At 69.6% G+C, this 14086-nt stretch carries 11 protein-coding genes; 8 read left to right on the top strand and 3 right to left on the bottom strand.

Annotated features, from left to right (window positions below; all coding sequences use genetic code 11):
• Positions 1 to 27 precede the first annotated feature (27 nt).
• The 8 genes from Q8X39_RS16830 to Q8X39_RS16795 all read left to right on the top strand — a co-directional run bounded on the left by Q8X39_RS16830 (position 28) and on the right by Q8X39_RS16795 (position 11060).
• Positions 28 to 300: a PP0621 family protein gene (locus Q8X39_RS16830; protein ID WP_305750844.1), complete on the top strand. Its 273-nt coding sequence runs from the start codon at positions 28 to 30 to the stop codon at positions 298 to 300.
• A gap of 321 nt (positions 301 to 621) precedes the next feature.
• The gene (locus Q8X39_RS16825; protein WP_305750843.1) at positions 622 to 2574 is read left to right on the top strand and encodes a sensor histidine kinase; all 1953 of its coding nucleotides are present in this window, start codon (positions 622 to 624) and stop codon (positions 2572 to 2574) included.
• A complete protein-coding gene (locus Q8X39_RS16820) occupies positions 2571 to 4196 on the top strand; it encodes a sigma-54-dependent transcriptional regulator (RefSeq protein WP_305750842.1) in 1626 nt (541 codons plus the stop codon). Before Q8X39_RS16825 ends, Q8X39_RS16820 begins: the two co-directional genes overlap by 4 nt.
• Before the next feature lie 21 nt (positions 4197 to 4217).
• The gene (gene ampD / locus Q8X39_RS16815) at positions 4218 to 4844 is read left to right on the top strand and encodes a 1,6-anhydro-N-acetylmuramyl-L-alanine amidase AmpD (RefSeq protein ID WP_305750841.1); all 627 of its coding nucleotides are present in this window, start codon (positions 4218 to 4220) and stop codon (positions 4842 to 4844) included.
• 401 nt (positions 4845 to 5245) lie between these two features.
• Positions 5246 to 8167: a ribonucleoside-diphosphate reductase subunit alpha gene (locus tag Q8X39_RS16810; protein ID WP_305750840.1), complete on the top strand. Its 2922-nt coding sequence runs from the start codon at positions 5246 to 5248 to the stop codon at positions 8165 to 8167.
• Positions 8168 to 8310: 143 nt separating this feature from the next.
• Positions 8311 to 9531, top strand: a complete 1221-nt coding sequence (locus Q8X39_RS16805) for a ribonucleotide-diphosphate reductase subunit beta (RefSeq protein WP_305750839.1) — start codon at positions 8311 to 8313, stop codon at positions 9529 to 9531.
• Positions 9532 to 9777: 246 nt separating this feature from the next.
• Positions 9778 to 10386 (top strand): histone, encoded by a 609-nt coding sequence (locus Q8X39_RS16800; protein ID WP_305750838.1) that lies wholly within the window; start codon positions 9778 to 9780, stop codon positions 10384 to 10386.
• A gap of 341 nt (positions 10387 to 10727) precedes the next feature.
• On the top strand, positions 10728 to 11060 hold the full coding sequence (locus tag Q8X39_RS16795; protein ID WP_305750882.1) for a DUF167 domain-containing protein: 333 nt from the start codon (positions 10728 to 10730) through the stop codon (positions 11058 to 11060).
• A gap of 10 nt (positions 11061 to 11070) precedes the next feature.
• Here the strand turns inward: Q8X39_RS16795 and Q8X39_RS16790 are convergent, their stop codons facing one another.
• From Q8X39_RS16790 to Q8X39_RS16780, 3 genes are all read right to left on the bottom strand, one after another.
• Positions 11071 to 11508 carry a hypothetical protein gene (locus Q8X39_RS16790; RefSeq protein ID WP_305750837.1) on the bottom strand — a complete coding sequence of 146 codons (438 nt, stop codon included), beginning with the start codon at positions 11506 to 11508 and terminating at the stop codon, positions 11071 to 11073.
• 122 nt (positions 11509 to 11630) lie between these two features.
• On the bottom strand, positions 11631 to 12548 hold the full coding sequence (locus Q8X39_RS16785; RefSeq protein ID WP_305750836.1) for a carbohydrate kinase family protein: 918 nt from the start codon (positions 12546 to 12548) through the stop codon (positions 11631 to 11633).
• Between the two features lie 778 nt (positions 12549 to 13326).
• Positions 13327 to 14082, bottom strand: coding sequence for a class II glutamine amidotransferase (locus Q8X39_RS16780; RefSeq protein ID WP_305750835.1), 756 nt, complete (start codon positions 14080 to 14082; stop codon positions 13327 to 13329).
• Positions 14083 to 14086: the final 4 nt, after the last annotated feature.

Raw genomic sequence — 14086 nt, 5'->3', positions numbered from 1 at the left:
CGACCCGGTCCGCGCGAGGTGGACAACATGAGGGCGCTGCTCTGGCTGCTGATCGGCCTGGCGGCCTACCTGCTGATCCGAAAGTGGCAGCGTCAACGCGAGCAGGCGTCCAGGCGGGCCCAACCGGCCGAGGTGCCACGCCGACCCGGTGCCAAGCCGGCCGAGACCGGACGCATGGTCCGCTGCGCCCATTGCGGACTGCACCTGCCCGAGTCCGAGGCCGTGCGCGGTGCCGATGCGCGCGACTACTGCAGCCCCGCCCACCTGTCGGCCGGGCCCCGCGCCGGCCTGCCGTCCTGAGGTCGGACCCGACACATGGCCCGCAACCGCCTTCCAGGCCACCCCGCCGCGCCGCCACTGCCCTTCCTGGACACGGACCTTCCAGGACGGCAGCCTGGTCGCCCGGCGGTCCCGCGCGAGTCGTGGTTCGCCGGGCTGGAAGGGTCGGCCGAGTCGACACGGCCGGAGGACTTCGATGCGCTGATCGCGCCGACACGTCCGATGGGAACGGGCTTCTCGCCGACCCTGCCGTTTGATGCAAGACCCGACCCACGGCCTGATGCGATCACTTCGCGCGGTCGCTTCGAGCGGGTCCACGCCGATCCGGCGGCCAGTTCCCGCGTGACCGTGCCGGGAGGGCAAGCCAAGGCCAACACCGACACCGGTGCCGACACCGTGCCGGCCGAGGAGTGGGCCGCCCATCCGGACGCCGCGCCGGCGCCGGTCGAACGACCCGATGGCCGCGACGTCCGCGACGAAGGTCCCGACACCAGCGGCTACACCACCCCGCCGGTGATCGAGCCGCTGCCGGCCGATCGCCTGCGCAAGGGGCCGCCCAAGGCCTTCCTGCGCATCTTCCGCGGCTTCATCATCGCGCGCGCGCTGCTGGCGGTGCTGCTGCTGGCGATGCAGGCGGTGGTGGCGATCTACGGCAGTTCCGGATCGACCTTGCTGGCGCTGGCGATCTGCGCCGGCTACGCGCTGGCCACGCTGGTGCTGGTCGCGCAGGTCGAACTGCGCCGCTTGCCGACGCGGCGCGCACCGCTGGATCTGCGCGGGCACCTGCTGCCTCACTGGCGCTGGGTGACCATTGGCGTCGACCTGGCGAGCTTCACGGCGCTGCTGGTCGTGTCGCTGTCCGGGCCGCTCAACCTCAACGCGCTCTTCCTCTTGCCGGTGCTGACCGCCGGTGCGCTGATGCCGCGCCGCACCGCTGCGGCGGTCGCTGCATCGGTCGTCCTGCTGATGCTGGGCGGGGCCTGGTGGCGCGTGCTGGCCGGCTCGGACATGGCCACGCAACTGACCCAGTCGGGGATGTTCGGCGCGATGGTCTTCGCGCTGGCCCTGCTGACCGCCGAGATGGCCGACCGCCTGACCCGCCAGGAGGCGGCCGCCCGCAGCACGCTGGAGATGGCGCGCCAGCAGGCCATGCTCAACCGGCTGATGATCGAGGAGATGCAGGACGGCGTCATGGTCGTCGATGCCGACGGCCATGTGCGCGCGGCCAACCCGGCCGCCATGGCGCTGATCGGCGCGCCGCCGGGACGTCGCTTCATGACCTTCGACCTGCGCCAGCACGAGGCCTGGGAGCCCCTCTGGCTGGCCCTCGAGCGGGCCTGGGCGACCGGCTTCTGGCCCGATGGCGGCGAGGAGATCCGGCTGCGCCTGAGCCAGGGCGCCAAGGTCGAGGAACGCGGCCTGCGCCTGCGCATGCGCTTCACGCGCCGGCATGACAGCGGCGAGGACCCGGCCGCCCAGCCGCCCGGACATCCCGCCGGTGAGTCGCTGTTGTGCGTGCTCTTCATGGACGATGTCCGCACGCTGCAGGCCCGTGCGCGGCAGGAGAAGCTCGCCGCGATGGGCCGGGTCTCGGCGGGCATCGCGCACGAGATCCGCAACCCGCTGGCGGCCATCGCCCAGGCCAATGCCTTGTTGTCCGAAGACCTGATGCAGCCGGCCCAGCGCCAGCTCACGCGCATGGTGGCCGACAACGTGGTGCGGCTGCAGCGCATCGTCGACGACGTGATGGAGGTCGCGCCAGGCGCACCGCGTGAAGCGCCGGTCATCGACCTGTCGGCCCAGGTCCAGATGCTCTGTGCCGACTGGGGGCGCACGGCCGGCCTGCCGCAGCTGGGCCCGAGCCCGTTGATGGTCGATGCGGGCGACGGCGTGCTGCCGGTGCGCTTCGACCCGGACCACCTGCGCCGCGTGCTGGTGAACCTGCTCGACAACGCCCACCGCCACGGCAGTGCCCGCGCCGATGCGCTGTGGGTGCGCGTGCATGCGCGCGGCGAGTCGCAGGTCGTGGTGTCGGTGGCCAGCGACGGTGCGCCGATCGCGCCCGACGTCGAGCCCTACCTGTTCGAGCCCTTCTTCTCGACCCGCAGCCGCGGCAGCGGCCTGGGCCTCTACATCTGCCGCGAGCTGTGCGAGCGCTATGGCGCGACGATCGAATATCACCCGCGCGGTCCCGGTGCGCGACACCGCAACGTCTTCGTGATGACCCTGCCGCGCATGGTTCCGGTGTCGCCGCCGATGCGACCCGGCCCGGCCTGGCCGGGGGCGATGTCGTGAGCGCGACCTCGCTGCACAGCCTGCTGGTGGTCGACGACGAGCCCGACCTGCGCACCCTCTACGAGCTCACGCTGCTGCGCGAGGGCTACGAGGTCGAGACCGCCGGCAGCGTCGAGGAAGCCTGGGCCCAGCTCAAGGACCGCACCTACAGCGCCGTCATCACCGACATGCGACTGCCCGACGGCAGCGGTCTGGACCTGCTGCGCCGGCTCGAACAGTCCGGCCGCAGCGAGCGTGCCATCGTCATCACCGCCTACGGCTCGGCCGAGAACGCGGTGCAGGCGCTCAAGTCCGGTGCCTACGACTACCTGACCAAGCCGGTTGACCTGAAGGTCTTCCGCAGCGTGGTCTCGGCCGCGCTCGGGCGCAGCCCGGCCGCTCGCGGCGCGGCACCCAACGCGGCGTCCGCCGGTGTGTCCTCGGCGGCGGGCACGGGCTCCGGCGTGCCGGCCGATTTCGGGCTGGGCCTGCGCTCGATCGTGCCCCGGCACGAACGCGGCAGCGGTGCGCTGCGTCGCATGGCAGGCCAGTCGGCGGCCATGCAGCAGGTCCGCGCGCTGGTCGACAAGGTCGCGCGCAGCATGGCGCCGGTGCTTGTCCAGGGCGAGTCGGGCACGGGCAAGGAGCTGGTCGCGCGCTCGATCCACCAGGTCAGCTCGCGGGCCGCGCAGCCCTTCATCGCGGTCAACTGCAGCGCCATTCCCGAGCAGCTGCTCGAGGCCGAGTTCTTCGGCTACCGCAAGGGCGCCTTCACCGGCGCGGCCGAGGACCGCGAAGGCTTCTTCCAGGCCGCGCACGGCGGCACGCTGTTCCTTGACGAGATCGGCGACCTGCCGCTGTCGATGCAGAGCAAGCTGCTGCGTGCGATCCAGGAGCGCGCGGTCCGCCCGGTCGGCGCGGTGGCCGAGGTGGCGGTCGACGTGCGCATCATCAGCGCGACCCACCGCGACCTGGCCGCCGAGGTGGCCGAGGGGCGCTTCCGGCAGGACCTGTTCTACCGCCTCAACGTCATCCAGATCCGTGTGCCGCCGCTGCGCGAACGCCGCGATGACCTCTACGAACTGTGCGCGCGCATGCTCGAACGCATCGCCGGCGAGGCCGGCATGGCGGTGATGCCGCGCCTGACGCCGCGGGCGCTGGACCACCTTGCGCACTACGACTTCCCCGGCAACGTGCGCGAGCTGGAGAACCTGCTGCACCGCGCCGTGGCGCTGAGCAGCGCCAGCCAGATCGACATCGAGGACCTCGAACTGCCGATCGCGCCCCGGGCGCGCGGTGCAGCCCCCGCGGCGTTCATGCCGGCCTGGCCGGGCGACGGCCGCATCGGCGATCCCTGGAGCCACGAGCCCGTCAAGCCGGCGACCGTGCTGCCCGAGCCGGTCGTGGCCGGGCCGGCACCGCTGGCCGAGCCGGCCGTGCCGCAGGATCTGGTGGCCTACCTCGACGAGGTCGAGCGTGCCGTGCTGGTGCGGGCGCTCGAGCGCCATCGCTACAACCGCACGGCCGCTGGCGCCGCGATGGGCTTGACGCTGCGCCAGATGCGCTACCGCATGGCGCGGCTGGGCATCCAGGTGGCCGGCGAGGGCCTGACCGTTGACGACGGCGATGGCGCGGGCGACTGAGCCACGCACGACGAGCCACGCATGAAGGTCGCACGACGCCGTCCTGGCGCGTCCTGGCGCTGGTCGGCCGGCTGGCACGGCCAGGCGCGTGCGGTGCCTAGCCCGAACGTCGGCACGCGGCCGGCCGGTGTCGCCATCGACCTGGCCATCGTCCACTCGATCAGCCTGCCGCCCGGCCGCTACGGCGGCGAGGCGATCGAACGGCTCTTCACCAACCGGCTCGACCCGACCGCGCATGCCTCGTTCGCGGCCCTCGATGGCCTGCAGGTCTCGGCCCACTTCGTGGTCCGTCGCGACGGCCGCCTGCTGCAGTTCGTGCCGCTGCAAGGCCGGGCCTGGCATGCCGGCGTGTCGCGCTGGCGCGGCCGCGACAACTGCAACGACCACAGCATCGGCATCGAGCTGGAAGGGCTGGAAGGCCACCGCTTCGCGGCCGTCCAGTACCGCGTGCTGGCCGCGCTGCTGCGCCAGCTCGTGCAGGTCGTGCCGCTGCAGGAAGTGGTCGGCCACGAGCATGTCGCGCCGGGTCGCAAGCGCGATCCGGGGCCGGGCTTCGATTGGTCCCGGCTGGCCCGTCGACTGCGTGGAAGCGGTCTCGCGGTGTACCCGGACGAGCCCGAAATGCGAGAGTCGGCACGCCTGGGGTAAGTGCTCCCCTCACACTAGCGCTAGTGGTTGGCGCCGTCTGAGGCACTAGCTATAGTGCCTCCTCGTGCTATCCTCCGACCCGTTCCAGACACCTCCAGGCCCCGTGACGCGCGGGGATCACGGCGGCCCATCGGCCGGCGTCGCATCCGCCGACCGCGATCCAAGAGACCGCAGCTTCCGAACTCAACACAGCTCTTTGCCACCCGCGTGGTCCGTGCGCGCAGCGTCCTGACGCTGTTGTCGTCGGCCAGGCGAGGCAGGGCTTTGCCTTTCCAGATTCACCGCCTTTCCAGCGTCCTTCCGAGAGCCCTGTCGAACGCATCGGGCCGATGCCTTCGATGGTGTGCCGACGAAGCCGGCGACGCCCGCTGAACGACCTCAAAGACAAGCAAGGAGCACCGATGCAAGCAACCGGCACCTCACACCCTCAGCCTTCCTTCTACGCCACGTCCGGCAGCCTCGGCGCGGATGCGCGTCCGACCGCCAGCGTCTACGGCAGCTACCAGATCATCCGCCGCAACGGCGCGGTGGTGGCCTTCGAGCCGCACAAGATCTCGGTGGCCATGATGAAGGCCTTCCTGGCGGTGCACGGGACGCAAGGTGCGGCCTCGGCCAGCGTGCGCGAGACGGTCGATGCGCTGACCGAGGCGGTGGTGCGCGCGCTGATGCGCTCGCGTCCGAGCGGCGGCAGCTTCCACATCGAGGACATCCAGGACCAGGTCGAGCTGGGCCTGATGCGGGGCGGCCACCACGACGTCGCCCGCGCCTACGTGCTCTATCGCGAGCGCCGTGCACAAGAGCGTGCGCAGCTGGGCCAGGCCGCGCGTGCGACCGAGCCGGCCTTCTACGTGACCGACCGCGGCCAGCGCGTGCCGCTGGACCTGGTCCAGCTGGCCGGCATCATCGAGGCAGCCTGCGCCAACCTGGGCAGCGAGGTCGTCGCTGCGCCGGTGCTGGCCGAGACCCGTCGCAACCTGTACGACGGCGTGCCGATCGACGAGGTCTACAAGGCCGCGATCCTGGCCGCCCGCACCCTGATCGAGAAGGACCCGGCCTACACCCGCGTGACCGCGCGGCTGCTGATGCACACCATCCGCCGCGAGATCCTCGGCGAGGAAGTCACCCAGGGCGAGATGGGCGCGCGCTATGCCGACTACTTCCCCGCCTTCATCAAGAAGGGCATCGAGGCCGAGCTGCTCGACGAGCGCCTGGCCCAGTACGACCTGGCCCGCCTCGGCGCGGCGCTGAAAGCCGAGCGCGACCTCGACTTCGACTACCTCGGCCTGCAGACCCTGTACGACCGCTATTTCCTGCATGTGCGCAAGGCCCGCATCGAGATGCCGCAGGCCTTCTTCATGCGCGTGGCCATGGGCCTGGCGCTCAACGAGGTCGACCGCGAGGCCCGCGCGATCGAGTTCTACGAGGTCCTGTCCTCGTTCGACTTCATGTCCAGCACGCCCACGCTGTTCAACTCGGGCACGCGCCGCTCGCAGCTCTCGAGCTGCTACCTGACCACCGTGCCCGACGACCTCGACGGCATCTACGAGGCCATCAAGGACAACGCGCTGCTGTCGAAGTTCGCCGGTGGCCTGGGCAATGACTGGACGCCGGTGCGCGCGCTGGGCTCGCACATCAAGGGCACCAACGGCGAGTCGCAGGGCGTCGTGCCCTTCCTCAAGGTCGTCAACGACACCGCCGTCGCCGTCAACCAGGGCGGCAAGCGCAAGGGTGCCGTCTGCGCCTACCTGGAGAGCTGGCACCTCGACATCGAGGAGTTCCTCGAACTGCGCAAGAACACCGGCGACGACCGCCGCCGCACCCACGACATGAACACGGCGAACTGGATCCCCGACCTGTTCATGCGCCGCGTCATGGAGGGCGGTGACTGGACCCTGTTCTCGCCGGCCAGCTGCCCCGACCTGCACGACCGTTTCGGTGCCGACTTCGAGGCGGCTTACACCGCCTACGAGGCCAAGGCCGACCGCGGCGAGATCAAGCTGTTCAAGCGCCTTCGTGCCGTCGACCTGTGGCGCAAGATGCTGACGATGCTGTTCGAGACCGGGCATCCGTGGATCACCTTCAAGGATGCCTGCAACGTGCGCTCGCCGCAGCAGCATGTCGGCGTGGTGCACTCGTCCAACCTGTGCACCGAGATCACGCTCAACACCAACGACCGCGAGATCGCGGTGTGCAACCTGGGCTCGGTCAACCTGGCCCGACACCTGACCGATGGCGAGCAAGGCAAGCAGATCGACCAGGCCAAGCTGGCCCGCACGATTACAGTGGCGATGCGCATGCTCGACAACGTCATCGACATCAACTACTACGCGGTGCGCAAGGCGCGTGACTCCAACCTGCGCCACCGCCCGGTCGGGCTGGGCATCATGGGCTTCCAGGATGCGCTCTACCAGCTGCGCCTGCCCTATGCCTCGCAGGAGGCGGTCGAGTTCGCTGACCGCTCGATGGAGGCGGTCTGCTACCACGCCTACTGGGCCTCGACCGAGCTGGCTGCCGAACGTGGCCGCTACAGCAGCTACCGCGGCTCGCTGTGGGACCGCGGCATCCTGCCGCAGGACTCGCTCAAGCTGCTGGCCGAAGCCCGCGGCGGCTATGTCGAGGTCGACAGCTCGGTCACGCTGGACTGGGACGCGCTGCGCTCGCGCATCGCCCAGCACGGCATGCGCAACAGCAACTGCGTGGCCATCGCGCCGACCGCGACCATCTCCAACATCATCGGCGTCGATGCCTCGATCGAGCCCTGCTTCGGCAACCTCTCGGTCAAGAGCAACCTGTCGGGCGAGTTCACGGTCATCAACGAGTACCTCGTGCGTGACCTGAAGAAGCTCGGCCTGTGGGACGACGTGATGGTCATGGACCTCAAGCACTTCGACGGCAGCCTGCGCCGCATCGACCGCGTGCCCGAGGACATCAAGCGCCTGTATGCGACCGCCTTCGAGGTCGAGCCGGTGTGGCTGGTCGAGGCCGCCTCGCGTCGCCAGAAGTGGATCGACCAGGCCCAGAGCCTGAACATCTACATGGCCGGCGCGTCGGGCAAGAAGCTCGACGAGACCTACAAGCTCGCCTGGCTGCGCGGCCTCAAGACCACCTACTACCTGCGCACGATGGGCGCGACCCATGCCGAGAAGTCGACCGTGAAGGCGGGCTCGCTCAACGCGGTCCCGAGCGCCGGTGGCCATGGCTCGATCGATGCGCTGGCCGCGCAGGCACAGGCCCAGATCGCGGCGGCCCAAGCCGATGCGACGCCGGCCACCGACGTGAAGTTCTGTGCCATCGACGACCCCAGTTGCGAAGCCTGCCAGTGAGCTGACCCGACCCGCGTCCGCATCGCATCGAGCCTCTCGATCCCATGCGGTGCGAGAGGGCCACGGCCCTCTCGCCGCGTGTCAAGAAGTGCTTGGTGTTTCGACGCAACATTCCGATAATTCACATCATCAGGAAGTCAGACATGCTCGTCTGGGAAGACACTCCGCGCCCCACGCCCTCGTCGGCGACCCCGTATCCATCGAACGTTCCGCGTGACGCTTCGATGCAGCCCTCGTCAGGGCCGCATGCTGCGGTCGGCCTGTCGAGCGCTTCGTCATCGATGGCCTCGATGCCTTCGATGACCCACCACAAGACGCCCTCAGCCTCCGCCGATGCCGGCTCGACCCGCCGCGTGAACATCGCCGACAAGCGCATCATCAACGGCCAGACCGACGTCAACCAGCTGGTGCCCTTCAAGTACAAGTGGGCCTGGGACAAGTACCTCGCGACCTGTGCTAACCACTGGATGCCGCAGGAGATCAACATGTCGCGCGACATCGCGACCTGGAAGGATCCCAACGGCCTGACCGACGACGAGCGTCGCCTCATCAAGCGCAACCTCGGCTTCTTCGTGACCGCCGATTCGCTCGCGGCCAACAACATCACGCTGGGCACCTACCGCCACATCACCGCGCCCGAGTGCCGTCAGTTCCTGCTGCGCCAGGCCTTCGAGGAAGCGATCCACACGCACGCCTACCAGTACATCGTCGAGTCGCTGGGGCTGGACGAGGGCGAGATCTTCAACGCGTACCACGAGGTCTCGTCGATCCGCGACAAGGACGAGTTCCTGATCCCGTTCATCGACGCGATCATGGATCCGACCTTCAAGACCGGCACGCTCGAGAACGACCAGACCCTGCTCAAGAGCCTGATCGTGTTTGCCTGCCTGATGGAGGGCCTGTTCTTCTACGTCGGCTTCACGCAGATCCTCGCGCTGGGTCGGCAGAACAAGATGACCGGTGCGGCCGAGCAGTACCAGTACATCCTGCGCGACGAGTCCATGCACTGCAACTTCGGCATCGACCTGATCAACGCGATCAAGCTTGAGAACCCGCAGCTGTGGACGGCGTCGTTCAAGGCCGAGATCAAGGCGCTGTTCATGAAGGCGGTCGAGCTGGAGTACCGCTATGCCGAGGACACCATGCCGCGTGGCGTGCTGGGCCTCAACGCCTCGATGTTCAAGGGCTATCTGCGCTACATCGCCAACCGTCGCGCAACGCAGATCGGCCTCGACGAGCTCTTCCCGAACGAGGAAAACCCGTTCCCGTGGATGAGCGAAATGATCGACCTGAAGAAGGAGCGGAATTTCTTCGAGACCCGCGTCATCGAGTACCAGTCCGGCGGCGCGCTGTCCTGGGACTGAGCGGTGTCGGCCGATGCCCCTGCGCATGCTGCGCGGGCAGGCCAGGCGCCCCAGCCCGACAGGCCCTGCGGCCCGCGACTCCGGTCCGTTGACGGCGGTTCGACCCATCCGGCGCGGCAGGCTTGAAGGCCTGTCGCGCCTGAACACATCCCCGGCACCCGAGGTCTGCGCAAGAAAGACCCGGGCTCTGTGGATCATGTGGCCCATCGGGCTGCATGTCCCGTCAACCTGATCAAGGAGATACCCATGGCAACTGCGAAGAAGGCTGCAGCGAAGAAGGCGGCACCCGCCAAGGCACCAGCCAAGAAGGCCGCCGCCGCACCGAAGCCCGCGCTGAAGAAGGCGGCCCCCGCCAAGAAGGCTGCTCCGGCCAAGAAGGCTGCCGCTCCGGCGAAGAAGGCCGCCGCGAAGAAGGCGGTCGCTGCGCCGGCGAAGGCACCGGCGAAGAAGGCCGCAGCGGCTCCGAAGCCCGCGCTGAAGAAGGCCGCTCCGGCCAAGAAGGCAGCCGCGGCACCGGCCAAGAAGGCGGCCGCGAAGAAGGCATCGGCCCCGGTAAAGGCGCCCGCCAAGAAGGCGGCAGCAGCACCGAAGCCCGCGCTGAAGAAGGCTGCACCGGCCAAGAAGGCGTCAGCTGCACCGGCCAAGAAGGCCGCTGCGAAGAAGGCCGCCGCGCCCGCCAAGGCACCGGCGAAGGCCCCGGCGAAGAAGGCGGCAGCCAAGAAGGCCGCGGCGAAGAAGGCTGGCAAGAAAGCGGCCCCTGCGCCTGCTGCGCCTGCGGCGGCACCTGCGCCCGCAGCGAAGACCACGCTGAGCCCGCAGGCGGCCTGGCCCTTCCCGACCGGCGACAAGCCCTGATCGAACCGTCCGCTGCCGTGCGGGTCTTGCGACCCACGGCGGCGGCGGCCAGATCCGGCCCGGACGCTGTCCGGGCTTTTTTTCGTCCATCGATCGGGCCTGGCCGGGTCGATCATCCATGCGCAAGCGCTGATGGATGCAGGCCGCTGAGTGGTTCCATGCGCAAGCGCTGATGCGTGGTGGACGCCTGACCGACTCCGCGCCCCTCCGACCCGCGTCGTGCACTCGCCCAGCACATCCCGACCATGGCCCAGCGACCTCCCGCGAACCGCTCGCGACGATCCCCATCCGACACCACGGGTGCGTCGACCTCGACCTCGACGCGACCCGTCGCAAGCTTCCTGTCCTGGCCTCAGGGCGGCGGGGTTCGTGTCGACGTCGCGGTGGTGCCCAACGCAAAGCGCACCGAGGCGATCGGCCTGCACGACGGCGCGCTGCGGGTGCGGCTGGCCGCGCCGCCGGTCGACGGGGCCGCCAACGAGGCCTTGCAGCGCTGGCTGGCCGGCGCGCTGGACGTGCCGCTGCGTGCGGTCGAGCTGGTGCTGGGCCAGACCAGCCGGCGCAAGCGGCTGCAGGTGCAGGCCGACGTGGCGGCGGTCGAGCACTGGTTGCAGGCGCTGCGCGAGGCCGGCGTGCTGGAGGCCCAGCGGCAGGGGCCGCCGACCGAAGCCTGACCGGGCAGCCTCAGGCCCCGTCCGGTCCGCGGTCGAGGTCCGACGGCAGGTCCGGGAAGCTGGAGATGGGCTTGGGTGTCACGGCCTCTGCGCGGCCCACAGAAGGCCCGAGGTTGCGTCCGGACGCGGCGGACGTGGGCTCGGTGGCACCGAGACGGTCGCGGTCGGTGTCGAGCGCATGCAAGGCCTGCAGGCGACGGTTCTTGTCGCGAAGGCGGCGCACCTCGTCCTGCAGGCTGGCGATGCGGGCCTGATCGGACTCGGCCTCGGCCAGGCGCTTGCGCAGTTCAAGCAGCTGCCGCGCGGCCGCCTCGCGCGAGATGCGCATCTCGGTCTCGGCCTGCAGCACCGCGCGGCGGGCGCGCTGGCGGTGCCAGCTGGCCAGCAGCGCCAGAACCAGGCCGGCGATCAGGCCCAGCACCCCGACGAGGCTGATGACGACATCCATCTTGCGCTCCCAGGTGGTGATGACGGGACGACCGCAGGGCGGCCGCAGCGTGGCGCCTGTCGCGCGTCCAGACCCCGATCAGGCCGTGCTCAGGCTGAAATCACGCGGCGATCACGCGGCGATCACGCGGCACCCAGGCCCAGCGCGACCGGATCGAGCGCGTGGTTCTGCGTGCCGGCCGCCGCGATCTTGATCGCGCCGACGCGGTTGCCCAGCTCGACGCAGCGCACCAGGTCCCAGCCGCGCTCCAGGCCGTAGAGCAGGGCGGCGCGGAAGGCGTCGCCGCAGCCGGTCGGGTCGACCACCGCCTCGGCCTGCACGCCGGTCACACGGGTGACCTCGCCATCGACCCAGACGTCGCAGCCTTCATGGCCCAGCGTCACGACCAGGCCCTTGAGGTGCGAGCGCGACAGCGTCGCCAGGTCCGCGCCGGTACGGTCGCACAGCATGCGGCCTTCGTAGTCGTTGACCGCGACCCAGGTGGCCAGTTCGACGAAGTGGCGCAGCTCGTCGCCGTTGAACAGCGGCAGGCCCTGGCCCGGATCGAAGACGAAGGGGATGCCGGCCTCGGCCATCTGCTCGGCGTGGCGCAGCATGGCGTCGCGGCCATCGGGCGCGATGATGCCGATGGCGATGTCACCGCGCGGGTTCGGGATCACCAGGCGCACCGCGTGCTCCATCGCGCCGGGGTGGAAGGCGGTGATCTGGTTGTTGTCGCGGTCGGTGGTGATGTGGCACTGGGCCGAGTAGCACTCGGGAAGCAGCGCGACATGACGCGTGTCGATGCCGAGCTCGCGCAGGCGCGCCAGGTAGACATCGCCGTCGGCGCCGACCGTGGCCATCGGCAGCGGCTCGCCGCCCAGCTTCTTCAGCGAGTAGGCGATGTTGCCGGCGCAGCCGCCGAACTCGCGCCGCAGCGAGGGCACGAGGAAGGACGTATTCAGGATGTGGATGTGATCCGGCAGGATCTGATCGGCGAAGCGGCCGGGGAAGGTGGCGATCGTGTCGAAGGCAAGGGAGCCGCAGATCAGGGCAGGCATGGTCACTCCGTTGGCGGTCCGGTCGTTCGCCGTCCGCAGGGATGCGTGGGGCGCGCCGGTCGCGATGAAAACGGCCGCGATTGTCGCCGCGAAGGCATCCGGCCAAGGTGGGAATGCTGCACTGCACCGTGGGGCCGCGCCGATTCGGCGGCTGCACGAAAAAAGAAGGGGGACGGGACAAGGGCTCCGGACGCTCGCTCTCTCTTGTCCGGCTTGCCCGCCCCCCTGGGACCTCACCCAGTCCCGAACGCTACTCTGTCGAGGAGACGCAAAGTAGTCCTTCGGCCGTCGCCGCGCCGGGGTGAGGCTCGCGCGGTGGCGGGGTTCGTCGACGCATCGGCCAGGCCGGGCGGGACGGGGAATATGTCTGCGGTCGCCACGGGTGGGCGTCGGCGACCGCAGGGGTGCTTGCTCAGGGCCGGTTGCTCAAGGCAACTGGGCCGTGACCACCACCAGCTCAGGGCTCTCGGCGCCGGCGAAGGCGCCCAGGGTGACGACCAGCGCCGCAGCGGCCAGCCAGTCGGTCCAACGGAATTTCTTCATGTCGCGACTCCCTCCTGCAGGCTGGTGGGTTCAGACCAAACCCTGAATCCAACCTGATCTGAAAAACGCAGGAGCCGTGCCATGCAGCGAATGTGTCGCCGATCACGGCCAGCGGTGGGGTCTGCAATGGCTCTTTGCAAGACTGACGCAAAGCGTCAGGCGGGCTGACAGGAAGCGTCGATGCACAAGCCCCGGAGGGTGTCCGGGCTGCCGCAGCCTGTCGTTTCCCGGCGGGTCAGCGCACCCGCTTGCCGCCCACGAAGGTCGCCAGCTCGCCAGGACGCAGCGCCTGCCAGGTCTCGTCGCGGGTCAGGGGTTCGGTGACGACGATGGCCACGCGGTCGCTGGTCGTGGTCTGGGCGGCGAAGTCGACCGTGAGGTCCTCGTCCTGCAACTGGGCCCGGGCGAAGGGGTGACGGCGTTCGACGTAGTGCAGCCGGGTCGAGCAGTGCGCCCACAGCGCCTCGCCATGGCTGAGCAGGAAGTTGAAGGTGCCGTGGCGGGTGATCTGCGGCAGCAGCTCGGCCAGGGTCTCGCTCAAGTGTTCGACGTTGGGCAGCGAGGCGTGGTTCTTGGCCAGCTCCTGCATCAGCCAGCAGAAGGCTCGCTCGCTGTCGGTCGAGCCGACCGGGTGGAAGGCGGCATGCAGCTTGGGCTGGTAGTCGACCAGGTTGCCGTTGTGCGCGAAGACCCAGTAGCGGCCCCACAGCTCGCGCTGGAAAGGGTGGGTGTTCTCCAGCGCGACGACGCCCTGGGTCGCCTTGCGGATGTGGGCCAGGATGTGGCGGCTGCGGATCGGGTAGCGCTGCACCATCTGCGCCACCGGCGAAACGGTGGCGCTCTGGTGGTCGACGAACAGCCGCACGCCGGCACCCTCGAAGAAGGCGATGCCGAAGCCGTCCTTGTGCTCCTGGGCGCGCTGGGCGAAGCCGGTGAAGCTGAACACCAGGTCGGTTGGGGTGTTGGCGTTGAGGCCGAGCAGCTGGCACATGGCG

It is taken from the genome of Leptothrix discophora (assembly GCF_030705305.1).
Taxonomy (GTDB): Bacteria; Pseudomonadota; Gammaproteobacteria; order Burkholderiales; family Burkholderiaceae_C; genus Sphaerotilus; species Sphaerotilus discophorus.
The sequence above is the reverse complement of the archived record's forward strand: the minus strand, read 5'-3'. Positions and strand labels throughout refer to the sequence as shown.

Coding starts and splice junctions, on each gene's coding strand:
- Q8X39_RS16830 (WP_305750844.1), top strand. CDS start 28: ATGAGGGCGCTGCTCTGGCTGCTGATCGGCCTGGCGGCCTACCTGCTG.
- ampD (WP_305750841.1), top strand. CDS start 4,218: ATGAAGGTCGCACGACGCCGTCCTGGCGCGTCCTGGCGCTGGTCGGCC.
- Q8X39_RS16810 (WP_305750840.1), top strand. CDS start 5,246: ATGCAAGCAACCGGCACCTCACACCCTCAGCCTTCCTTCTACGCCACG.
- Q8X39_RS16805 (WP_305750839.1), top strand. CDS start 8,311: ATGCTCGTCTGGGAAGACACTCCGCGCCCCACGCCCTCGTCGGCGACC.
- Q8X39_RS16800 (WP_305750838.1), top strand. CDS start 9,778: ATGGCAACTGCGAAGAAGGCTGCAGCGAAGAAGGCGGCACCCGCCAAG.
- Q8X39_RS16790 (WP_305750837.1), bottom strand. CDS start 11,508: ATGGATGTCGTCATCAGCCTCGTCGGGGTGCTGGGCCTGATCGCCGGC.
- Q8X39_RS16785 (WP_305750836.1), bottom strand. CDS start 12,548: ATGCCTGCCCTGATCTGCGGCTCCCTTGCCTTCGACACGATCGCCACC.
- Q8X39_RS16780 (WP_305750835.1), bottom strand. CDS start 14,082: ATGTGCCAGCTGCTCGGCCTCAACGCCAACACCCCAACCGACCTGGTG.